This window comes from Oharaeibacter diazotrophicus (assembly GCF_004362745.1).
GTDB classification, from domain to species: Bacteria; Pseudomonadota; Alphaproteobacteria; order Rhizobiales; family Pleomorphomonadaceae; genus Oharaeibacter; species Oharaeibacter diazotrophicus.
The window spans coordinates 319,458-338,697 of record NZ_SNXY01000009.1 but is presented as its reverse complement, the minus strand read 5'-3'; the positions used below and the strand labels follow the sequence as shown (position 1 = coordinate 338,697).

Annotated in this window: 19 protein-coding genes; 14 read left to right on the top strand and 5 right to left on the bottom strand. The window is 72.8% G+C overall.

The window, feature by feature from the left end; translation table 11 throughout:
* Positions 1–36: 36 nt before the first annotated feature.
* Positions 37–1,149 (top strand): flagellar hook-length control protein FliK, encoded by a 1,113-nt coding sequence (gene fliK, locus EDD54_RS16610; protein ID WP_126538280.1) that lies wholly within the window; start codon positions 37–39, stop codon positions 1,147–1,149.
* Positions 1,146–1,409, top strand: coding sequence for an EscU/YscU/HrcU family type III secretion system export apparatus switch protein (locus EDD54_RS16605; protein WP_126538278.1), 264 nt, complete (start codon positions 1,146–1,148; stop codon positions 1,407–1,409). The genes fliK and EDD54_RS16605 overlap by 4 nt, the downstream gene beginning before the upstream one ends.
* Here EDD54_RS16605 and EDD54_RS16600 read toward each other — a convergent pair.
* From EDD54_RS16600 to EDD54_RS16585, 4 genes are all read right to left on the bottom strand, one after another.
* On the bottom strand, positions 1,397–1,939 hold the full coding sequence (locus tag EDD54_RS16600; protein ID WP_126538276.1) for a YbhB/YbcL family Raf kinase inhibitor-like protein: 543 nt from the start codon (positions 1,937–1,939) through the stop codon (positions 1,397–1,399). The genes EDD54_RS16605 and EDD54_RS16600 overlap by 13 nt on opposite strands.
* A 13-nt stretch (positions 1,940–1,952) precedes the next feature.
* A complete protein-coding gene (locus EDD54_RS16595; protein ID WP_126538274.1) occupies positions 1,953–2,816 on the bottom strand; it encodes a helix-turn-helix transcriptional regulator in 864 nt (287 codons plus the stop codon).
* 27 nt (positions 2,817–2,843) lie between these two features.
* Positions 2,844–3,521 carry an HAD family hydrolase gene (locus tag EDD54_RS16590; RefSeq protein WP_126538272.1) on the bottom strand — a complete coding sequence of 226 codons (678 nt, stop codon included), beginning with the start codon at positions 3,519–3,521 and terminating at the stop codon, positions 2,844–2,846.
* Positions 3,522–3,761: 240 nt separating this feature from the next.
* Complete coding sequence (locus EDD54_RS16585; protein WP_126538270.1) at positions 3,762–5,258, bottom strand: AMP nucleosidase; 1,497 nt, start codon at positions 5,256–5,258, stop codon at positions 3,762–3,764.
* A gap of 312 nt (positions 5,259–5,570) precedes the next feature.
* Between EDD54_RS16585 and EDD54_RS16580 the strand changes: the two genes are divergently transcribed.
* Complete coding sequence (locus EDD54_RS16580; RefSeq protein ID WP_126538268.1) at positions 5,571–6,752, top strand: site-specific DNA-methyltransferase; 1,182 nt, start codon at positions 5,571–5,573, stop codon at positions 6,750–6,752.
* 9 nt (positions 6,753–6,761) lie between these two features.
* On the opposite strand, the gene mutY is transcribed toward EDD54_RS16580, so the two are convergent.
* Positions 6,762–7,889: an A/G-specific adenine glycosylase gene (gene mutY / locus EDD54_RS16575; RefSeq protein WP_126538266.1), complete on the bottom strand. Its 1,128-nt coding sequence runs from the start codon at positions 7,887–7,889 to the stop codon at positions 6,762–6,764.
* Between the two features lie 129 nt (positions 7,890–8,018).
* Between mutY and EDD54_RS16570 the strand changes: the two genes are divergently transcribed.
* The 11 genes from EDD54_RS16570 (at position 8,019) to cydB (ending at position 19,236) form a co-directional block, all read left to right on the top strand.
* Positions 8,019–8,531, top strand: a complete 513-nt coding sequence (locus EDD54_RS16570; protein ID WP_165644829.1) for a DUF721 domain-containing protein — start codon at positions 8,019–8,021, stop codon at positions 8,529–8,531.
* A 128-nt stretch (positions 8,532–8,659) separates the two neighbouring features.
* On the top strand, positions 8,660–9,313 hold the full coding sequence (locus EDD54_RS16565; protein ID WP_126538262.1) for a DsbA family protein: 654 nt from the start codon (positions 8,660–8,662) through the stop codon (positions 9,311–9,313).
* Positions 9,314–9,445: 132 nt separating this feature from the next.
* Positions 9,446–12,904, top strand: coding sequence for a chromosome segregation SMC family protein (locus tag EDD54_RS16560; protein WP_126538260.1), 3,459 nt, complete (start codon positions 9,446–9,448; stop codon positions 12,902–12,904).
* A 274-nt stretch (positions 12,905–13,178) separates the two neighbouring features.
* Positions 13,179–13,568 carry an AtpZ/AtpI family protein gene (locus EDD54_RS16555; RefSeq protein WP_126538258.1) on the top strand — a complete coding sequence of 130 codons (390 nt, stop codon included), beginning with the start codon at positions 13,179–13,181 and terminating at the stop codon, positions 13,566–13,568.
* A gap of 122 nt (positions 13,569–13,690) precedes the next feature.
* Positions 13,691–14,449 (top strand): F0F1 ATP synthase subunit A, encoded by a 759-nt coding sequence (locus EDD54_RS16550; protein WP_126538257.1) that lies wholly within the window; start codon positions 13,691–13,693, stop codon positions 14,447–14,449.
* A gap of 71 nt (positions 14,450–14,520) precedes the next feature.
* Positions 14,521–14,748 (top strand): F0F1 ATP synthase subunit C, encoded by a 228-nt coding sequence (locus EDD54_RS16545; RefSeq protein ID WP_126538255.1) that lies wholly within the window; start codon positions 14,521–14,523, stop codon positions 14,746–14,748.
* 145 nt (positions 14,749–14,893) lie between these two features.
* Positions 14,894–15,535: a F0F1 ATP synthase subunit B gene (locus EDD54_RS16540; RefSeq protein WP_126538253.1), complete on the top strand. Its 642-nt coding sequence runs from the start codon at positions 14,894–14,896 to the stop codon at positions 15,533–15,535.
* 11 nt (positions 15,536–15,546) lie between these two features.
* A complete protein-coding gene (locus tag EDD54_RS16535) occupies positions 15,547–16,029 on the top strand; it encodes a F0F1 ATP synthase subunit B family protein (protein ID WP_126538251.1) in 483 nt (160 codons plus the stop codon).
* Positions 16,030–16,157: 128 nt separating this feature from the next.
* A complete protein-coding gene (locus tag EDD54_RS16530) occupies positions 16,158–16,655 on the top strand; it encodes a GNAT family N-acetyltransferase (RefSeq protein WP_126538249.1) in 498 nt (165 codons plus the stop codon).
* Between the two features lie 167 nt (positions 16,656–16,822).
* Positions 16,823–18,220, top strand: a complete 1,398-nt coding sequence (locus EDD54_RS16525; protein ID WP_126538247.1) for a cytochrome ubiquinol oxidase subunit I — start codon at positions 16,823–16,825, stop codon at positions 18,218–18,220.
* Between the two features lie 5 nt (positions 18,221–18,225).
* Positions 18,226–19,236 (top strand): cytochrome d ubiquinol oxidase subunit II, encoded by a 1,011-nt coding sequence (gene cydB, locus EDD54_RS16520; protein ID WP_126538245.1) that lies wholly within the window; start codon positions 18,226–18,228, stop codon positions 19,234–19,236.
* Positions 19,237–19,240 lie beyond the last annotated feature (4 nt).

Genomic DNA, 19,240 nt, shown 5'->3' with positions numbered 1-19,240 from the left:
TCTCGACCGGACGCTCTCCTGCCGCGGAGGCCCGCGATGGCCATCGGCTCGCTGCCGCCGGTGATCGGCGACATGCCCGTGAACCCGGGCCACGCCGGGCGTCGTCCGCTGGCGGGTGAGATCCCCGTCTTCGGGCGCATCGAGGAGGCGGTGGCGTTCGCGCCCGCTACAGCCGGCACGGTCCCACGGACGACCGTGCTCGAAGCGGCGGTCGCCGCCGCGCTCGGACGTCAGGACGGGCTCGCGCCCGTGTTCGCCGCCGCCTCGACGCTCAATGCCGCCCCCGACCTGCCGGCGACGCTGCGCGACGCCCTCGGCGTGCTCGCGGGCTTCGCGCTCGGCTCGGCGTCACCGCCGACGGCCGGCGACGTCGCCGCCGCGCTGGCGCGGTCCGGGCTGTTCCACGAGGCGGGCGCGCATCCGGGATCGCCGCCCCCCGCCGATCTCAAGACCGCGCTCGCCCTGGTCGGCCGCGCCCTCGCCGACTGGCTCGGCCCGGGGAAGCCGACGCCGTCGGATCCCGCCGTCGCGGCGGCGGTCGCGCTGGTGGCGGGCGCCCGGCCGGCCCCGCCGCGGCGCGGCGGTCGGCCCGCCGGCCAGCGCGAGGCCGAGGCGCCGGACCTGCCGCCGCGCGCGCTCGCCGCCCATCTCCTCGACGCCGCCGAGCGCGCCGCCGGCCGCATCCTCCTGCACCAGGCCGCCTCGATCGGCGGCGACGACGCCGCGCCCGGCACCGACGACGACGCTCCGCGCGGCCTCGTTTTCGAGATCCCGATCGCCGGCCCCGCCGGCGTCTCGGTCGCCGAGGTCCGGATCGAGCGCGACGACCACGGCGGCCGCGAGCGCGGCGGCGCCGACGACGACGGCGGACCGGTCCACCGGGTCGAGATGGCCTTCGCGGTCGCCCCGCTCGGGCCGGTGGCGGTGCGGGTCGGGCTGCTGCCCGGCCGGCGCGTCGTGATCGGGGTCTGGTGCGAGACCCCCGCCGCCGTCGCCCGGCTCGAGGCCGAGGCCGCCCCTCTCGCCGACGCGTTGACGGCGGCCGGCCTCGCCGTCTCCGGCGTCGACCTCCACCTCGGACGTCCGCCGCAGCGGCCCGCCGCGCCGACGCCGACGGCGCCGCGCCACCGCCTGGACGTCGAGCTGTGAGCGGCGACGACGACATCGCCCGCGCCGTGGCGCTGCGCTACGTCGCGCCCGACGCCCCAACCGTGGTGGCGACCGGGCGCGGCGAGACCGCCGAGGCGATCGTGGCGGCGGCGCGCGAGGCCGGGGTGCCCGTGGAAGAGAACCCGGCGCTCGCCGAGGCGCTGTCGACGCTCGAACTCGACCGGACCATTCCGGAGGACCTCTACCGCGCCGTCGCCGAGGTGATCGCGGCAGTTCTGCGCGCCGCTCACCGGCCGTAGAGCGCGGTGATCCGGGCGGTGGCGAGCACGTTGGCGTTCAGCATGAAGCCGGTGACGGCCGGCGTCGCGTCGGCGCCGAGGCCGAGCTTGTCCACCTTCAGCGCGAACACCGTGACGACGTAGCGGTGCGCCGGGCCGGGCGGCGGGCAGGCGCCGCCGAAGCCGGTGCCGCCGTAGTCGTTGCGGACCTCGACGGCGCCCGCCGGGCGTCCGGCCCCGGTCGAGCCGGTGGCGAGCGACGTGGTGGCCGCGGGGATGTCGAACATCGACCAGTGCCAGAAGCCCGAGCCGGTCGGCGCGTCCGGATCGTAGACGGTGACGGCGAAGCTCTTCGTGCCCGCGGGCGCGCCGGTCCAGGCGAGCGCGGGGGCGACGTTGCCGCCGGTGCAGCCGAAGCCGTCGAACACCTGGGCCTCGCCGAGCCGGCCGCCGTCGGTGAAGTCGGGGCTGGTGACGGTGAAGTCGGCGGCGTGGACGGACGTCGCCGCGCCGACGACGAGGGCGGCGAGGGAGAGGAGCGGGCGGATCATCGGAAGGTCTCCGTCAGGTTGGGTGACGGCGGCGATCCTGCCCGGCTGCGGGTGCGGCCGCCGCTCCGGACCGATCGATCGTGGCGCCGATCCGATCGAACCCGACCGGCTCGATGCGGACCTCGCTCGGCGACAGGCCGAAGCGGGCGCGGAAGCGCATCGCGAAGCGCGACGGCGAGGCATAGCCGCAGTCGAGCGCGATCGCCGTGACCGGACGGCGAGTGGTCTGCAGGAGGTTGAGCGCGGCCGAGAGGCGGACGTCGGCGACGATGTCGGTGAGCGTGGTGCCGTCGGCGGCGAGATGCCGGCGCAACGTCGGCTCGCTGGTCGCGAGCCGGCCGGCGACGGCCGCGGCCGGCCAGGGCGCGGCGGGATCGGTCGAGACCAGCCGGCGCACCCGGACCGCGAAGGTCTCGGCCACCGGCATGGTCGGCACGATCCCGGCCTCGGCGAGCCAGACCAGGATCTCGCGGAAGCGGTGGGCGGCGACGGCGTCGGGCAGGGCGGGGTCGGCGAGCGCGGCCCGCGCCGCGGCGACGGCCGCGTCGAGGCCTTCCGAAAGCGGCATCTGCGCGAGCACGGGGGAGCGCAGTGCCGACGGCTCGACCAGGGCGGGGTCGACCGGCAGCGCCTCGGCCCGGTAGAGCCCGTCCTCGACCGTGTTGGTGACGGTGACGAAGGCGCCCGGCTGCACCACGAGCAGCGTGCCCGGCCCGCCCTCGACGACGACGCCGTCATGCTCGAGGCGCTTGACCCCGCGACGCACCACCAGCAGCACCGGCCGGTCGAAGAACAGGCGGCGGAACACGCCGGTGCGCCGCTGCTCGATCACCGCGTGGCCGCCGACGCCGTTGCGGTAGACGCCGTCGTCGGACATGGGGCGAGCCTCCTCGTGTCCCGGCGCTCAGACGCCGATGCCGGCCCAGCCGCGGAAGGCCTCGACCACGGCGGGCACCTCGGTCATGCGGCGGACCACGGTCTCGGCGCCGGCGTCCATCAGCGTCTCGGCGTGGCCGGCCCAGCTGTGCGAGCCGCCGACGAAGCCGATCACGCGCATGCCAGCGGCGACGGCGCCGGTGACGCCGGGCGGGGAATCCTCGATCACGATGGTGTCGGCCGGGGCGACCCCGAACGCGGCGGCGGCGTGCAGGAACACGTCCGGCGCCGGCTTGCCCCGGCGGGTGCCGACCTCGGGCGCCGAATAGACGTAGGGGCGGAAGCGGTCCCAGAGGCCGGTGGCCGAAAGCGTGGTCTTCAGGCGCGTACTCGACGAGTTCGAGCAGATGCAGCGCGGCTCCTCGAGCACGTCCAGGAGGTCGTGCACGCCGGCGATGACCTTCACGGCGGCGAGGCGCTGGTCGATCTCGGCGTCGCAGCGGGCCTTGAAGTCGTCCGGCAGGGCGCGCCCGATCTCCTCTTCGACGATGGCGGCGATCTGCGGGCCGGTCAGGCCGACGAAGCGCTCGTTCAGCTCCGCGGCGGTGATGGCGTAGCCGAGTTCGGAGAAGTGCCGCGCCGTCACGTCCGAGGAGATGATCTCGGAATCGACGAGCACGCCGTCGCAATCGAAGATGATGAGCATGGAGTTCCGTCCGGGGGGAGGGCCGGGGCCCGTCCGCCCCGCCCTTGCCGCCGCGTCCTAGCAGATCCGCCCCGCCGGCGCGAGCGCGCCCGGCGGGAGGCTGCCGTGCGCCCTCGTACCGCGCACGATGGTCCGACCTCCGGTCGGAGCGGCGTGTGCGCGGAGCGCCCGACGGGCGCCGGCCGAATGGCCGGCACCTCGCACACGTCCCGACCCGTCGGGACGTGTGCGAGACAGGCATCACTGGAACGCCGTCTCCATGAAGCTGCGCAGCTTGCGGCTGTGCAGGCGCTCGGGCGGCATGCCGCGGAGCATCTCCATGGCGCGGATGCCGATCTCGAGGTGCTGGGAGACCTGGCGGCGGTAGAAGGCGCTCGCCATGCCCGGCAGCTTGAGCTCGCCGTGCAGCGGCTTGTCGGAGACGCAGAGCAGCGTGCCGTAGGGCACGCGGAAGCGGAAGCCGTTGGCCGCGATGGTCGCCGATTCCATGTCGAGGGCGATCGCGCGCGACTGCGAGAAGCGCTGCACCGGCTCGCGGTGGTCGCGCAGCTCCCAGTTGCGGTTGTCGATGGTGGCGACGGTGCCGGTGCGCATGATGCGCTTCAGCTCCCAGCCCTCGAGGCCGGTGACCTCCTCGACGGCGTCCTCGAGCGCCACCTGCACCTCGGCCAGCGCCGGGATCGGGATCCACACCGGCAGGTCGGCGTCGAGCACGTGGTCCTCGCGGACGTAGCCGTGGGCGAGCACGTAGTCGCCGAGCTTCTGGCTGTTCCTGAGGCCGGCGCAATGGCCGAGCATCAGCCAGGCGTGCGGCCGCAGCACCGCGACGTGATCGGTGATCGTCTTGGCGTTGGAGGGGCCGACGCCGATGTTGACCAGCGTGATGCCGGAATGGCCTTCGCGCAGCAGGTGGTAGGCCGGCATCTGCGGCAGCCGCGCCGGATGCTCGCCCTCGGTCGGCGCGGCCTCGCCGGATGGCGTCAGGAGGTTGCCGGGCTCGACGAAGCCGGTGTAGCCGCTGTCGCCGCGCGCCATCATCTCGCGGGCGCGGGCGGCGAACTCGTCGACGTAGAACTGGTAGTTGGTGAAGAGCACGAAGTTCTGGAAGAAGCGCGGGCTCGTCGCCGTGTAGTGCTGCAGGCGGTGCAGTGAATAGTCGATTCGCGGCGCCGTGAAAGGCGCGAGCGGCATCGGCTCGCCGGCCGGCGGCTCCAGGGTGCCGTTGGCGATGGCGTCGTCGGTGACGGCGAGATCCGGCACGTCGAACATGTCGCGCAGCGGCTTCGGCAGCGCCTCGACCAGGGTGCCCTCGACGTGGGTGCCCTCGTAGAAGGCGAAATGCAGTGGGATCGGGGTCTGGCTCTCGCCGATCGAGACGGGGACGCCGTGGTTGCGGATGATCAGCGACAGCTGCTCGATCAGGTAGTGCCGGAACAGCTCCGGCCGCGACACCGTGGTGGTGTAGACCCCGGGGCCGGTGACGTGGCCGTAGGAGAGGCGGCTGTCGGCGAGGTCGTGGGTGTCGGTCTCGACGCGGATCTCGGGATAGAAGGCGCGCGTGCGCCCCTCGGGCACCTCGCCGCGGGTGACGGCCGCGAAGGCGTCGCGGACGAAGGCGGTGTTGCGGTCGTAGATCGCGATCAGCCGGTCGACCGCCGCGACCGCGTCGGTGAAGGTCTCGAAGGGCAGCGGGGCGGGGCGGTTGAGGATCGCCTGCGGGCGGGCCCGGTCTTTCATGGAACGTCTCTCGGGTACAAGTTGCTGAGCCTCGTACCCCGAGCCGGATACCACATGATGACGCCGCGCGCGCCGGAAAAAGCGGGGCCTCGGTCCGGGCCGGGGCGAGCGCCAAGCGAAAGGGTCGGACCGAGAACGCGGCGCCGGAGGTGTCCGCCGCAGTGCGAAATGGCTAACAAACCATTGACGCAATTGAAAATTCACCCTGTCGGCACTTAACCCGGAATTTACCCTGACTCTCCCATGCTGTGGATCGTGGCAGGGGCGTCGAGGCCCCCACCGGTCAGGTTTCGCGTCAGTGTGGGAGTGGCCATGAGTGTTCTCGAGTTGCGGTCGGCGCGTCGCGCCGCCGTGCGCCGTCTCGACGCGCCTGTGGCTTCGGCGGCCTCCCCCGTGGAGGCCGCCGATCGGCCCTGGCTCGACCAGATCCTCGTCGGCGACTGCATCGCGCAGCTGGAGAAGCTGCCGCGGCATTCGGTCGACCTCGTCTTCGCCGACCCGCCCTACAACCTCCAGCTCGGCGGCGACCTCGTCCGGCCCGACCAGTCCAAGGTCGACGCCGTCGACGACGACTGGGACCGCTTCGAGAGCTTCGAGGCCTACGACGCCTTCACCCGAGCCTGGCTGCTGGCGGTGCGCCGCGTGCTGAAGCCGTCGGGCGCGCTCTGGGTGATCGGCAGCTACCACAACATCTTCCGCGTCGGCGCCAAGCTCCAGGACCTCGGCTTCTGGATCCTGAACGACGTCGTCTGGCGCAAGGCCAACCCGATGCCCAACTTCAAGGGCAAGCGGTTCACCAACGCCCACGAGACGCTGATCTGGGCCTCGCGCGACCGCGAGGCCAAGGGCGTCACCTTCAACTACGAGGCGCTGAAGGTCGGCAACGACGACCTCCAGGTCCGCTCCGACTGGCTGTTCCCGCTCTGCACCGGCAGCGAGCGGCTGAAGAACGCCGACGGCGACAAGCTGCACCCGACCCAGAAGCCCGAGGCGCTGCTCTGGCGGATCCTGACCGCGACGACCAAACCCGGCGACGTCGTGCTCGACCCCTTCTTCGGCACCGGCACCACCGGCGCCGTCGCCAAGCGGCTCGGCCGCCACTTCGTCGGCGTCGAGCGCGAGCACGCCTATGTCGAGCACGCCCGCGCCCGCATCGACGCGGTGCGTCCCGCCCCCGAGGAGGGCCTCGCCGGCGTGACGCCGAAGCGCTCGGAACCGCGCGTGCCGTTCGGCTCGCTGGTCGAGGCCGGTCTGATCGCGCCGGGCACCCGGCTCACCGACGCCCGCCGCCGCCACGCCGCCCTGGTGCGCGCCGACGGCTCGCTGGCGGTCGGCCCGGAGAGCGGCTCGATCCATCGCATGGGCGCTGCCGTCCAGGGGCTCGAGGCCTGCAACGGCTGGACCTTCTGGCACGTCGAGACCGAGGGCGGTCTAGCCCCGATCGACGTGCTGCGCCAGCGCATCCGCTCGGCGCTGACGGCGGTCCCCGCCTGATCCTCGCCTTCAGCTCTTGCGCGGCCGTCCGCGCCCGCGCCTCGGCGCCGCGTCCGGACCCGGCGCGGGGCCGCGGTCGGAGAGGGCGGCCGCGACCGTCTTGCGCATCAGGCTCGGCAGCGCCTCGTCGGCGAGCCCATCGGCCGGCGCCCACCACGCGCCCGCCGGCGCCGGGGCGTCGACGCTCGCCGTCTCCACCGTCAGGATCAGGTGGAAGTGGGTGAAGGTGTGCTCGACCGTGCCGGCCCGCCGCCAGTCGGCGGGGAGCGGCGGATCGGCCGGCGGCGCCGTCGCGGCCCATTCGGTGCCGGGCACCTCCGCCATGCCGCCGAGCAGGCCCTTGTCCGGCCGCCGGCGCAGCAGCACCGCGCCGTCCGATCGAATCGCGACATAGGCCGTGCCGCGGCGCACCGGGCGTTCGGGCTTGGCGGTCTTGCGCGGATAGCTCTCCTGCGTGCCCGCCGCCCGGGCCGCGCAGGAACCCTGCCAAGGACAGAGCCCGCAGGCCGGCCGCTTCGGCGTGCAGATCGTGGCGCCGAGGTCCATCATGGCCTGGGCGAAGTCGCCCGGCCGCGTCGGCGGCGCCAATGCCTCCGTGAGCCGGCGGATCTCGGGCTTGGCCTCCGGCAGCGGCGTCTCGACGGCGTGGAGGCGGGTGACGATGCGCTCGACATTGCCGTCGACCACCACGGCGGGCCGGTCGAAGGCGATCGCGGCGATCGCCGCGGCGGTATAGGCGCCGATGCCGGGCAGGGCGCGCAGCGCCGCCTCGTCGTCGGGGAAGCGGCCGCCGTGGCGCTCGGCGACCATCTCGGCGCAAGCCTTGAGGTTGCGGGCGCGCGAGTAGTAGCCGAGCCCGGCCCAGGCGGCCATGACGTCGTCGCGCGGAGCCGCCGCGAGATCCTCGAGCCGCGGCCAGCGGGCGAGGAAGGCCTCGAAATAGCCCTTCACCGCCGCCACGGTGGTCTGCTGCAGCATGATCTCGGACAGCCAGACCCGGTAGGGATCCGGCACGACGCCGACGGCCCGCTCGTCCGGCGGCACCCGCCAGGGCAGCCGACGGGCGTGGCGGTCGTACCAGGCGAGGAGGTCGGCGGGGTCGGGGCGGGCGAGGGTGATCGGTGCGGACGCGGTCATGGCGGCGCACTCTGGACGGCGCGCCGGCCCGCCGCAACCGCCCGCGGGACGAGCCGCTTCCTTGACAGCGCCGCCCGGGGCGTCATGCTCGGGTCCCCGAGTTCCCGCATCCCGGATCCCGCCGCCGCCATGACCGACGCGCCCGAGAAGTTCATCCGCCGCGGTGCGCGCCCGCTCGCCGACGTGGTGGCGCGGGCGTTGACGCCGGCCTGCCGCAAGCGAGGTTTCGCCACCGTCGACCTCGTGGCGCACTGGCCCGACATCGTCGGCCCCGCCTATGCCGAGACCACCGCGCCCGATCGGCTCGCCTGGACGCGCCGGCCGCCCGGGCTGATCGAGGAGGAGACCCACGAACCCGCCGTGCTGACGGTGCGCTGCACCTCGGCCGCGGTGCTGCGCTTCGGCCACGAGGTGCCGCAGGTGATCGAGCGTATCAACATGTTCTTCGGCTACCGCTGCGTCGGCCGGATCAAGATCGTGCAACTGCCGGTCGCCCGCATCGAGCGCAGGGCCCGGCCGGTGCAGAAGCCGGTGTCGGCCGCGGCCGAAGCCGCGGTCAAGGCCGAGGCGGCCGGCATCGTGGACGACGGCCTGCGCGCCGCCGTCGAGCGACTCGGTCGCGCCGTGATGGCCGGGCGCTGAGCGTACCGCGGCGAGCGGTCACCGAGGCTCGCCCGGTTTCCCTTTGCATTCCCGCAACCGTGCCACAATTATCGGCGACCATCGGCCGAGCGTTCGATCGCCGCGCCCTCGAGGGAGAAGAAACGTCCATGCTGTCCCGCCGCCGCTTCCTGGCCACCACCGCGACCTTCGCCCTGGTCGCGCTGGCCGCCCCGTCCTTCACGCTGGAGGCGCTGGCGCAGAAGGCCGACACGGTCGACACCGCCGAACTGATGAAGCCCGGCCCGCTGCCGGAGAAGGCGCTCGGCGATCCCAATGCCAAGGTGGTCATGGTCGAGTATCTCTCGATGACCTGCCCGCACTGCGCCCACTTCCACGAAACGACCTTCCCGACGCTGAAGGAAAAATACATCGACACCGGCAAGGTCTACTTCGTGATGCGCGAGTTCCCGCTCGACGCGCTCGCCGCCGCCGGCTTCATGCTGGCGCGCAACGCGCCCGGCGACAAGTATTTCGAAGTGGTGAAGACGCTGTTCGCCCATCTCAAGGAGTGGGCCTACACCGACGACCCGGTCACCGCCCTGCGCAACATCTCCAAGCAGTTCGGCTACGCCCCGGCGACCTTCGACGCCACGCTGTCGGACCAGAAGCTGCTCGACGCCATCAACGCGGTCCGGGCCCGCGGCGCCGACGTCTTCGGCGTCAACTCGACGCCGACCTTCTTCGTCAACGGCGAGCGCGTGCGCGGCGCCATGAGCCCCGAGGAACTCGCCGCCAAGCTCGACCCGCTGCTGGCGGGCTGAGGCGGCGCGGCGCCGATCTCCTGTGGACGCCTTGACGGCCGGCTTCGCCGCCCCTTGCCGGGTGGCGGCGCCGGCCGTCATTGTCTCGTCCCGACCGCCATCGCCGCGCGGCCGGGCCGAAGCCCCGGACCCATGAAATTCGAGCGCCTCAGGATCGTCGGTTTCAAGACCTTCGTCGACCCGGTCGAGTTCGTGATCGAACCCGGCCTGACGGGCGTCGTGGGGCCGAACGGCTGCGGCAAGTCGAACCTCGTCGAGGCCCTGCGCTGGGTCATGGGCGAGAGCTCCTACAAGGCGATGCGCGCGTCCGGCATGGACGACGTCATCTTCTCCGGCTCCGGCCGGCGTCCGGCGCGCAATTCTGCCGAGGTCACGCTGGTACTCGGCAACGACGAGCGGCGCGGCCCGCCCGGCTTCGAGACCGCCGACAAGATCGAGGTGGTCCGCCGGATCGAGCGCGAGGCCGGCTCGGCCTACCGCATGAACGGCCGCGACGTCCGCGCCCGCGACGTCCAACTGCTGTTCGCCGACGCCTCCACCGGCGCCCGGTCGCCGGCGCTGGTGCGCCAGGGCCAGATCGGCGAGCTGATCGCCGCCAAGCCGACCCAGCGCCGCGCCATCCTGGAGGAGGCCGCCGGCATCTCCGGCCTCCACACCCGCCGACACGAGGCGGAACTGCGCCTGCGCGCCGCCGAGACCAATCTCACCCGCCTCGAGGACGTCGTCCGCGAGATCGACGGTCGTCTCGAAGCGCTGAAGCGTCAGGCCCGTCAGGCCGCGCGCTACCGCGGCCTCTCCGGCGAGATCCGCAAGATCGAGGCGGCCGCCGCCTGGATCCGCTTCGCCGACGTCGACGCCGCCGTCGCCGAGGCCGAGCGCCTGCTCGCCGCCACGGTCGACGGGCTCGGCGACGCGCAACTGGCCCAGGCGGAAGCCGCGCGCGAACAGGGCCTCGCCGCCCACCGCCTGCCAGGCCTGCGCGAGGCATCCGCCGAACGCGCCGCGGCGCTGCAGCGGCTGCGGCACGCCCTCGGCGAATCGGAGGCCGAGGAGCGCCGCGTCCGCGAACGTCTGGCCGACCTTTCCCGCCGCGCCGCCGAGGTGGTGCGCGACCGCGACCGCGAGGCGGCGCTGGTGGCCGAGAACGACGAGCGCCTCGCCGCCCTCGCCGAGGAGGCCGAGACCCTCGCCGCCGAGAGCGCGGAGGAGGCCGACCGGATCGCCGACGCCGAGGCGTGTTTCGCCGACGTCGCCGCCGCGGTCGCCGACGTCGAGGTCCGTCTCGCCGAGGCGACCGGCGCCCACGCCGAGGCCGGCGCCCGCCGCGCCGCGCTCGACCGCCGCCGCCGCGAGCTCGCCGAGCGCCGCGATCGCCTCGCCCGCGACCGCGCTGCCCTCGAGGCCGAGCGGGCGGCGATCGCCGAACGTCTCGCCGGCGACGCCGGCATCGCCGACGCCGAGGCCGACGCGGAGATCGCCGCCGAACGCCTCGCCGAGGCCGAGGACGCCGCCGCCGCCGCCGAGGCCGGACGCGCCGCCGCGGAAGCCGCCGAGCGCGCCGCCCGCGCACCGCTCGCCGAGGCCGAGCGCGAGGCGCAGCGGCTCGACACCGAGGCCCGCACCCTCGCGCGCGTGCTCAATATCGAGAACGGCAACCTGTTCCCTCCGCTGGTCGACGCCCTCGCCGTCGCCGCCGGCTTCGAGACCGCGCTCGGCGCCGCGCTCGGCGACGACCTTGAGGCCCCGCTCGACGGCCGCGCCCCCGCCCACTGGGGCGAGCCGGGGCCGGCCGACGGCGATCCGACGCTGCCCGACGGCGCCGAGCCGCTGTCGCGTCACGTCGGCGGTCCGGCGACGATCGCGCGCCGGCTGGCTCAGATCGGCGTCGTCGATCCCGCCGACGGCCCGCGTCTCGCCGCCGCGCTCCGGTCCGGACAGCGTCTCGTCAGCCGCGCCGGCGACCTCTGGCGCTGGGACGGCTACGTCGCCGCCGCCGGCGCGCCGACCCCCGCGGCGCAGCGGCTCGCCTCGCGCAACCGCCTCGCCGAACTCGACCGCCAGCGCGCCGCCGCCGCCGAGGTCGTCGCGGCCCGCCGTGCCGACCTCCAGAGGGCACAGACCGCCGTCCGCGCCGCCGTCGACGCCGAGCGAACCGCCCGCGAGGCGGTCAAGGCGTCCGGCCGTGCCCTCGCCGAGGCGCGCGACCGGCTGATGCGCGCCGAGCGCGCCATGGCCGAGTTCGTCGCCCGCCGCGACGCCCTCGCCGACCAGCTCGGCCGCCTCGCCGTCGACGTCGAGGAGGCGGCGGCCGCCGCCGAGGAGGCCGAAGAGGCCTTCGCGGATCTGCCGGACGGCGACACCCTCGCCGGCGCGGTCCAGGCGGCGCGGCTCGAACTCGCCGAACGCCGGGCCGGCCTCGCCGAGGCGCGCGCCGCCGTCGACGGTCTCGTCCGCGACCGCGAGCAGCGCGCCCGTCGCCGCGACGCCGTCGCCCGCGAGCGGGAGGGCTGGGCCGACCGCGTCCGCCGCGCCGAGGCCCGGCTCGACGAACTCGCCGGCCGTCTCGACGACGTCGAGACCGAGCGGGCCGATCTGGTCGACCGTCCCGACGAGATCGTCGCCGCCCGCCGCGGTCTGGTCGCGGCGATCGCCGCCGGCGAGACCTCCGCCCGCGAGGCCGCCGAGGCGCTCGCCGAGGGCGAACGCACCGCCGCCGCCGCCGACCGTCGCGCGGCGGAGGCGTTGGCCCGGCTATCCGAGATCCGCGAGGGCAGGGGGCGCGCCGAGGAGCGGCTCGCCGCCGCGCGGGCCCGGCGCGACGGCCTCGTCGAGGAGATCCGCGAACGCTTCGACGCCCCGGTCTTCGCGCTCCGCAAGCTCGCCGAACTCGCCGAGGACGCCCCGCGCCCGGACCTCGCCGGCCTCGACGCTCGCCTGGAGCGCTTGCGCCAGGAGCGCGACAAGCTCGGCGGCGTCAACCTGCAGGCCGAGGCGGAGGCCGCCGAAGTCGAGGCGCGCCTCGACGCCCTCGTCCACGAGCGCGAGGACCTGATCGAGGCGATCCGGCGGCTCAGGCAGGCCATCTCCGGTCTCAACAAGGAGGCGCGCGAGCGCCTGCTCGCGGCCTTCGATCTGGTCGACGGCCATTTCCGCCGGCTGTTCGCCCATCTCTTCGGCGGCGGCACCGCCGAACTCCAGCTGGTCGACGCCGACGATCCGCTCGAGGCCGGCCTCGAGATCCTCGCCCGGCCGCCGGGCAAGAAGCCGCAGACCATGACGCTGCTGTCCGGCGGGGAACAGGCGCTGACGGCGATGGCGCTGATCTTCGCCGTCTTCCTCACCAACCCCGCGCCGATCTGCGTGCTCGACGAGGTTGACGCCCCGCTCGACGACGCCAACGTCGAGCGCTACTGCGACCTGCTCGAGGAGATGGCGCGCGCCACCGACACCCGCTTCGTGGTGATCACCCACAACCCGATCACCATGGCGCGGATGAACCGGCTGTTCGGCGTCACCATGGCCGAACGCGGCGTCTCCCAGCTCGTCAGCGTCGACCTCGAGACCGCCGAGACCTTCCGCGAGGCGGTCTGATCCCCGGCGCGGCCCGGGGAACGGCAACGGACGGGCGGCATTGATACCATCGGCGGAGTGCACGCCTTTTAAATCGATATGGAGGAGGGCGAAGCGTCGCGCCGTCCCCACGACTCCCTTCCGGAGGGAAAAACGTCATGACTTTCAATGATCTATGTGCAAATCACGCGTTCTTGACACGTCCGGGGGCCGTGACTATGGTGCGCCCGACTTTCGGGGTGCCCCCGATCTCCGGGATTTCACGGCGTTTCGTGCTCGCCAGGCGGTACTCGTGATGAGCGCTGACGACGATCGGAAACGTGTGGTTTCCCAGGGAGAAGGGGCGCCGGAGGGGGCCCGGTCCGACCCTCGGCTCGCCGAGCTTCGCCAGAAGCTCGACGCCGAGAAGCGGAAGGAAGCCGAGCGCACCGCGCCGGCGCGGGGTGGAGCCGTCTCGGGATTGGCCGAGGCGTGGAAGATGGGGACCGAGTTCGTCGCCGGCGTGATCGTCGGCTTCGTGATCGGTTACACGATTGATCGGGTCTTCGGCACGACGCCGTGGGGCATGATCGTCTTCCTGCTGCTCGGCTTCGCCGCGGGGACCCTCAACGTCATGCGGGCGGCCGGACTGGTGGCGGAACGTTTTCCACCGCCGGGGCGGAAATCCGGGGGCGACGAATCGTAAACGGACTGCTATCGGCCTGCCGGCGACGTCGGCGGCCGGCGGCGCGGAGACAGCGGACGGATCGCCTTCGCCGGGCGGACCCGTCCGAAGATCGATGGCGACTTGCTGCGAGGGGCTGAGCGGTGGCTGCTAACCCGACCGATCCGATCCATCAGTTCATCATCAATCCGTTGGTGGACATCCGCGTCGGCGGGCTCGACCTCTCCTTCACCAATTCGTCGCTGTTCATGGTCGTGACCGTGGCGGTGATCGCCGCGCTCACCCTCTGGGGCACGTCGGCGCGCGCCATCGTCCCGGGCCGGCTCCAGTCGGTGTCCGAACTCGCCTACGAGTTCGTCGCCAACACGCTGACCTCGGCGGCCGGCCACGGTTCGATGCGGTTTTTCCCGCTGGTGTTCTCGCTGTTCATGTTCGTGCTCACCGCGAACCTGCTCGGCATGGTGCCCTACTTCTTCACCGTCACCTCGCACATCATCGTCACCTTCGCGCTGGCGATGGTCGTCTTCCTGACGGTCAGCATCTACGGCTTCTACAAGCACGGCACCCATTTCCTCGGCATCTTCGCGCCGAGCGGCGTGCCGGCTGCGATCATTCCGATGGTGGCGGTGATCGAGGTGATCTCGTTCCTCTCCCGCCCGCTCAGCCTCTCCGTCCGTCTCTTCGCCAACATGCTGGCGGGTCACATCACGCTGAAGGTCTTCGCCGGCTTCGTGGTGACCCTGTCCGGCCTCGGCTTCGGCGGCGTGCTCGGCGCTCTCCTGCCCCTGGTGATGGTGGTGGCCCTGACCGGCCTCGAATTCCTCGTCGCCTTCCTGCAGGCCTACGTCTTCACGATCCTCACCTGCATGTACCTCAACGACGCCCTGCACCCGGGGCACTGAGGTCGGGTAAGGTTCGCGGAAGCCCACACCCAGCGGTCAAGACAAACCTGGAATACCTAAGGAGTATCGACATGGACGCGGAAGCTGCAAAGTTCATCGGCGCCGGCCTCGCCACCATCGGCATCTACGGCGCGGCCGTCGGCCTCGGCAACATCTTCGGCAGCTTCCTGTCGGGTGCCCTGCGCAACCCGTCGGCCGCCGACGGGCAGTTCGGCCGCCTCATCCTCGGCTTCGCCGTGACGGAAGCGCTCGGCATCTTCTCGCTGCTGATCGCGCTCCTGCTGCTGTTCGCCGTCTGACGACGGCGTGCCGTCCCGGTTCGTCCGGAACGGAAGGCACGTGGCGGGCGTCCGTCGTCCGCCGGCAGAATCCGCGGCGGTCCTTGTTTCCGAGGGCCGCCGCTTCCCATGATCGCACCCCGACCTTCGGGAGCCGGAGCCGTCGATGACGTGGTTCGTCACCCCCGCCCGCGCTGAGGACGCCCCGGCCGCCCCGGCCGATGGCGCCGCCGCAGCCGCCCCCGCCGCAGACGCGGCCCACGGCGCCGACCCGGCCGCGCACGCCACTGGCGAAGTGGCGCACGAGGGCGGCCACGAGGGCGTGTTCCCGCCGTTCAATTCCGAGACCTTCGGCTCGCAGCTGCTCTGGCTGGCGCTGACCTTCGGCCTGCTCTACTGGCTGGTCTCCAAGAAGATCGCGCCGCGCATCGGCTCGATCCTCGAGGTCCGCCGCGAGCGCATCGAGGCCGACCTCGGCGAGGCCGAGCGTGCCCGCGCCGAGACCGACGCGGCCATCGCGGCCTACGAGCAGGCACTCGCCGAGGCCAAGGCCAAGGCCGGCGCCATCGCGGCCGAGACCCGCGCCGCCGTGACCAAGGACGTCGACGCCCGCCGCGTCGCCGCCGAGACCGATCTGTCGCAGCGCCTCGCCGCCGCCGAGACCGACATCGCCGCGATCAAGACCAAGGCGCTCGCCGAGGTCGACGCCATCGCCGTCGACACCACCGAGGCCATCGTCGCCGCCCTGATCGGTCAGGGCACCCGCGACGAGGCCGCCGCCGCGGTCGCCGCGGTGGCCAAGTCCTGAGGAGCGCCGCGATGTTCGACAACACCCTCTGGGCTTTCGTCGGCCTGATCCTGTTCCTCCTGGTGCTCGGCTGGTTCAAGGTGCCGGGCATGCTGACCGGCGCCCTCGACAAGCGCTCGACCGCGATCCGCGACGAGCTCGCCGAGGCCAAGAAGCTGCGCGAGCAGGCGCAGGCGTTGCTGGTCGAGTATCAGGCCAAGCGCGTCGCCGCCGAGCGCGAGGCCGCCGAGATCGTCGAGGAGGCCAAGGCCGAGGCCAAGCGTCTCGCCGCCGAGGCCGAGGCGGCGATCGCCGAGATGATCGAGCGCCGCAAGAAGGCGGTCGAAGTCAAGATCGCCCAGGCCGAGCAGGCCGCAGTGGCCGAAGTCCGCGCCGTCGCCGCCGACGTCGCCGTCAAGGCCGCGACGCGGATCCTCGGCGACAAGGTCCAGGGCGACGTCGCCGCCGGCCTCGTCGGCAAGTCGATCGAAGAGGTCAAGGCGCGCCTCAACTGAGACGCCGCCGGTTTTCGAGTTCACGGCCTCCGCTGATCGCGGGGGCCGTTTTCGTTTTCAAGCACCCTGGCACGGCGCCGTTCCATCCACTATAATGGACGAAAGTCTCTCGTTGTGGAGGTTCCGCCGTGCTCGTCCGTCCCGCCGACCCGACCGACCTGCCCGCGATCCTCGCCATCTACAACGAGGTGATCGCCACCTCGACGGCGGTCTACGCCTTCGACCCGGTACCGCTCGAGGAGCGCACGGCGTGGTACGAGGCCCGGCGCGCGCTCGGCTATCCGGTGCTGGTCGCCGACGACGGCGGTGCGGTGGTCGGCTTCTCCTCCTTCGGCGACTGGCGCGGCGCGTGGCCGGGCTACCGCCACACGGTCGAGCACTCCGTCCACGTCGCCGCCGGTCTGCGCGGCCGCGGCGTCGGTTCGGCCCTCGTCGGCGCGCTGCTGCCGCTCGCCCGCGACGCCGGCAAGCACGTCATGGTCGGCGCCGTCGACGCCGCCAACGAGCCGTCGCTGCGCTTCCACGACAAGCTCGGCTTCGAACGGGTCGGCCATTTCCGCGAGGTCGGCCGCAAGTTCGACCGCTGGCTCGACCTCGTCTTCGTCCAGCGGGTCGTCGACGCCTGATCCGATCACGGATCCGTGACCTCACTGGAACGATCAAGTTGGCACTCGGGTGCTGGTCCGGACCGTCCCGCCGCGGTAGGTGATTTCCCTGGGGGCGGCGGCCGCCCGCGCGTTCGCCACGACCCCGGCGGCGTGCCGGCGGCGGCACGGCGGACCGGGAGACCGACATGGAATTCGACCAGATCCTGCTCGCGCGGATCCAGTTCGCCTTCACGATCTCCTTTCACGTCATCTTCCCGGCCTTCACGATCGGCCTCTCGGCCTGGATCGCCACGCTCCTCGGCATGGCGCTCGCGACGGGCCGCGCCGCCTACCGCGACCTCGCCGCCTTCTGGACCAAGATCTTCGCCGTCTCCTTCGCCATGGGCGTCGTTTCCGGCATCGTGCTGACCTACCAGTTCGGCACCAACTGGAGCCGCTTCTCCGAGGTCGCGGGCAACGTCGTCGGTCCCCTGATCGGCTACGAGGTGCTGACCGCCTTCTTCCTCGAGGCCTCCTTCCTCGGGATCATGCTGTTCGGCCGCAGCCGGGTGCCGGCGTGGCTGCACTTCGTCGCCGCGGTGCTGGTGGCCGTGGGCACCGCGATCTCGGCCTTCTGGATCATCTCGGCCAACTCGTGGATGCAGGCACCGGCCGGCTACGAGCTCAGGAACGGCATCGCCTTCCCGACCGACTGGTGGGCGGTGATCTTCTCGCCGACCTTCCCGCTGCGCCTCGCCCACATGCTGGCGGCGGCCTACATCACAACCGGCTTCGTCGTGCTCGCCTGCGGCGCCCGCTGGTGGCTCGCCGGTCGCCACGTCGCCCACGCCGAGACCATGATGCGGATGGCGCTCGGCATCCTCGTGGTGATGGTGCCGCTGCAGATCCTGATCGGCGACCAGCACGGCCTGAAGACCCTCGAGCACCAGCCGGTCAAGCTCGCCGCGATCGAGGCGCACTGGGGCGACGAGCCCGGTTCCGTGCCACTGGTGTTGTTCGCCTGGCCCGACCAGGACGCCGAGGAGAACCGCTTCGAGATCGCCATCCCCAAGCTCGGCTCGCTGATCCTGACCCATTCGCTCGACGGCACGATCCCCGGCCTGAAGAGCGTGCCGCCGCAGGACCGTCCGCCGGTGGCGCCGGTGTTCTTCGCCTTCCGCGTCATGGTCGGCGTCGGTTTCCTGATGCTCGGACTGGTCGCCGTCGGCGCGCTCGCCTGGCTCCGCGGCCGTTTGTTCCGCTACGGCCTCGTCATGCGGGTGTTCGCCTGGACGTGGCCGCTCGGCTTCGTCGCTATCCTCGCCGGCTGGTACACCACCGAGATCGGCCGCCAGCCCTGGGTCGCCACCGGCATCCTGCGCACCGCCGACGCGATCTCGCCCGTCGGCGTCGTCGAAGTGGCGACGTCGCTGGCGCTGTTCGTGCTCGTCTACGGCGTCGTGTTCTCGGCCGGCGTCGTCTACATCGCCCGCCTCTTGCGCAAGGGGCCGATCCCGCTCCGCGACCACACGGAGGGCATGGGCAACAGGCCGATCGCGGCTGCGCACGAGGCCGAGCGCATCGCCGCCGGGGCAGGGGAGTGACCGCCATGTTCGAGCCCGACGTCCTTCCCGTGATCTGGGCCGGCCTGATCGCCGTCTCGGTGGCGCTCTACGTCGTCCTCGACGGCTTCGACCTCGGCGTCGGCCTCTTGTTCCCGTTCCGGCCCGAGGAGCGCGACCGCGACGTCATGATGAACTCGGTCGCCCCGTTCTGGGACGGCAACGAGACCTGGCTGATCCTCGGCGGCGGCGCGCTGTGGATCGCCTTCCCCGCCGCCTACGCCATCATCATGCCGGCGCTCTACGCCCCGGTGATCCTGATGCTGCTGGCGCTGATCTTCCGCGGCGTCGCCTTCGAGTTCCGCTGGGTCGCCAAGCCCGACCACGGCCTCTGGGACGTCGCCTTCGCCGGCGGTTCCTTCCTCGCCGCCTTCTCGCAAGGGCTGGTGCTCGGCGGCGTCATCGACGGCGTCACCGTCGCCGACGGCCGCTTCGCCGGCGGGCCGCTCGACTTCCTGACTCCCTTCGCGGTGCTGTGCGGCTGCGGCCTCGTGGTCGGCTACGCCCTGCTCGGCGCGACCTGGCTTCACATGCGCGTCGCCGGCGAGGTCGAGCACTGGGCCCGCGCGATCGCCCGGCCGCTCCTGTTCGCCCTGGTCGCCTTCATTCTGGCGGTCTCGGTATGGACGCCGCTCGCCTACGACCGCATCGCCGAGCGCTGGTTCTCCTGGCCGAACCTCGCCCTCCTCGCACCGGTGCCGATCCTGACGGCGGCGCTGGCGGTGGCGGTGTTGGTCGGGCTCGACCGCGGCCGCCCGGCACTGCCCTTCCTCGGCTCGGTCGGGCTGTTCCTGCTCGCCTTCGCCGGCCTCGCCATCTCCGAGTTCCCCTACGTGGTGCCCGGCGCGCTGACGATCTGGCAGGCCTCCGCAGCTCCGGAGTCCCAGACCTTCCTGCTGGTCGGCGTGCTGGCGCTGCTGCCGCTGGTGCTCGCCTACACCGCCTTCGTCTACTGGACCTTCCGCGGCCGCGTCCGCCCCGGCGAAGGCTATCACTGACCGG

What these genes read in the sequence shown, in the direction of transcription:
- EDD54_RS16545 (WP_126538255.1), top strand. Translation starts at nt 14,521, where the DNA reads ATGGACGCGGAAGCTGCAAAGTTCATCGGCGCCGGCCTCGCCACCATC.
- EDD54_RS16525 (WP_126538247.1), top strand. Translation starts at nt 16,823, where the DNA reads ATGGAATTCGACCAGATCCTGCTCGCGCGGATCCAGTTCGCCTTCACG.
- EDD54_RS16580 (WP_126538268.1), top strand. Translation starts at nt 5,571, where the DNA reads ATGAGTGTTCTCGAGTTGCGGTCGGCGCGTCGCGCCGCCGTGCGCCGT.
- fliK (WP_126538280.1), top strand. Translation starts at nt 37, where the DNA reads ATGGCCATCGGCTCGCTGCCGCCGGTGATCGGCGACATGCCCGTGAAC.
- EDD54_RS16600 (WP_126538276.1), bottom strand. Translation starts at nt 1,939, where the DNA reads ATGATCCGCCCGCTCCTCTCCCTCGCCGCCCTCGTCGTCGGCGCGGCG.
- EDD54_RS16590 (WP_126538272.1), bottom strand. Translation starts at nt 3,521, where the DNA reads ATGCTCATCATCTTCGATTGCGACGGCGTGCTCGTCGATTCCGAGATC.
- EDD54_RS16570 (WP_165644829.1), top strand. Translation starts at nt 8,019, where the DNA reads ATGACCGACGCGCCCGAGAAGTTCATCCGCCGCGGTGCGCGCCCGCTC.
- cydB (WP_126538245.1), top strand. Translation starts at nt 18,226, where the DNA reads ATGTTCGAGCCCGACGTCCTTCCCGTGATCTGGGCCGGCCTGATCGCC.
- mutY (WP_126538266.1), bottom strand. Translation starts at nt 7,889, where the DNA reads ATGACCGCGTCCGCACCGATCACCCTCGCCCGCCCCGACCCCGCCGAC.
- EDD54_RS16535 (WP_126538251.1), top strand. Translation starts at nt 15,547, where the DNA reads ATGTTCGACAACACCCTCTGGGCTTTCGTCGGCCTGATCCTGTTCCTC.
- EDD54_RS16565 (WP_126538262.1), top strand. Translation starts at nt 8,660, where the DNA reads ATGCTGTCCCGCCGCCGCTTCCTGGCCACCACCGCGACCTTCGCCCTG.
- EDD54_RS16540 (WP_126538253.1), top strand. Translation starts at nt 14,894, where the DNA reads ATGACGTGGTTCGTCACCCCCGCCCGCGCTGAGGACGCCCCGGCCGCC.
- EDD54_RS16560 (WP_126538260.1), top strand. Translation starts at nt 9,446, where the DNA reads ATGAAATTCGAGCGCCTCAGGATCGTCGGTTTCAAGACCTTCGTCGAC.
- EDD54_RS16595 (WP_126538274.1), bottom strand. Translation starts at nt 2,816, where the DNA reads ATGTCCGACGACGGCGTCTACCGCAACGGCGTCGGCGGCCACGCGGTG.
- EDD54_RS16585 (WP_126538270.1), bottom strand. Translation starts at nt 5,258, where the DNA reads ATGAAAGACCGGGCCCGCCCGCAGGCGATCCTCAACCGCCCCGCCCCG.
- EDD54_RS16555 (WP_126538258.1), top strand. Translation starts at nt 13,179, where the DNA reads ATGAGCGCTGACGACGATCGGAAACGTGTGGTTTCCCAGGGAGAAGGG.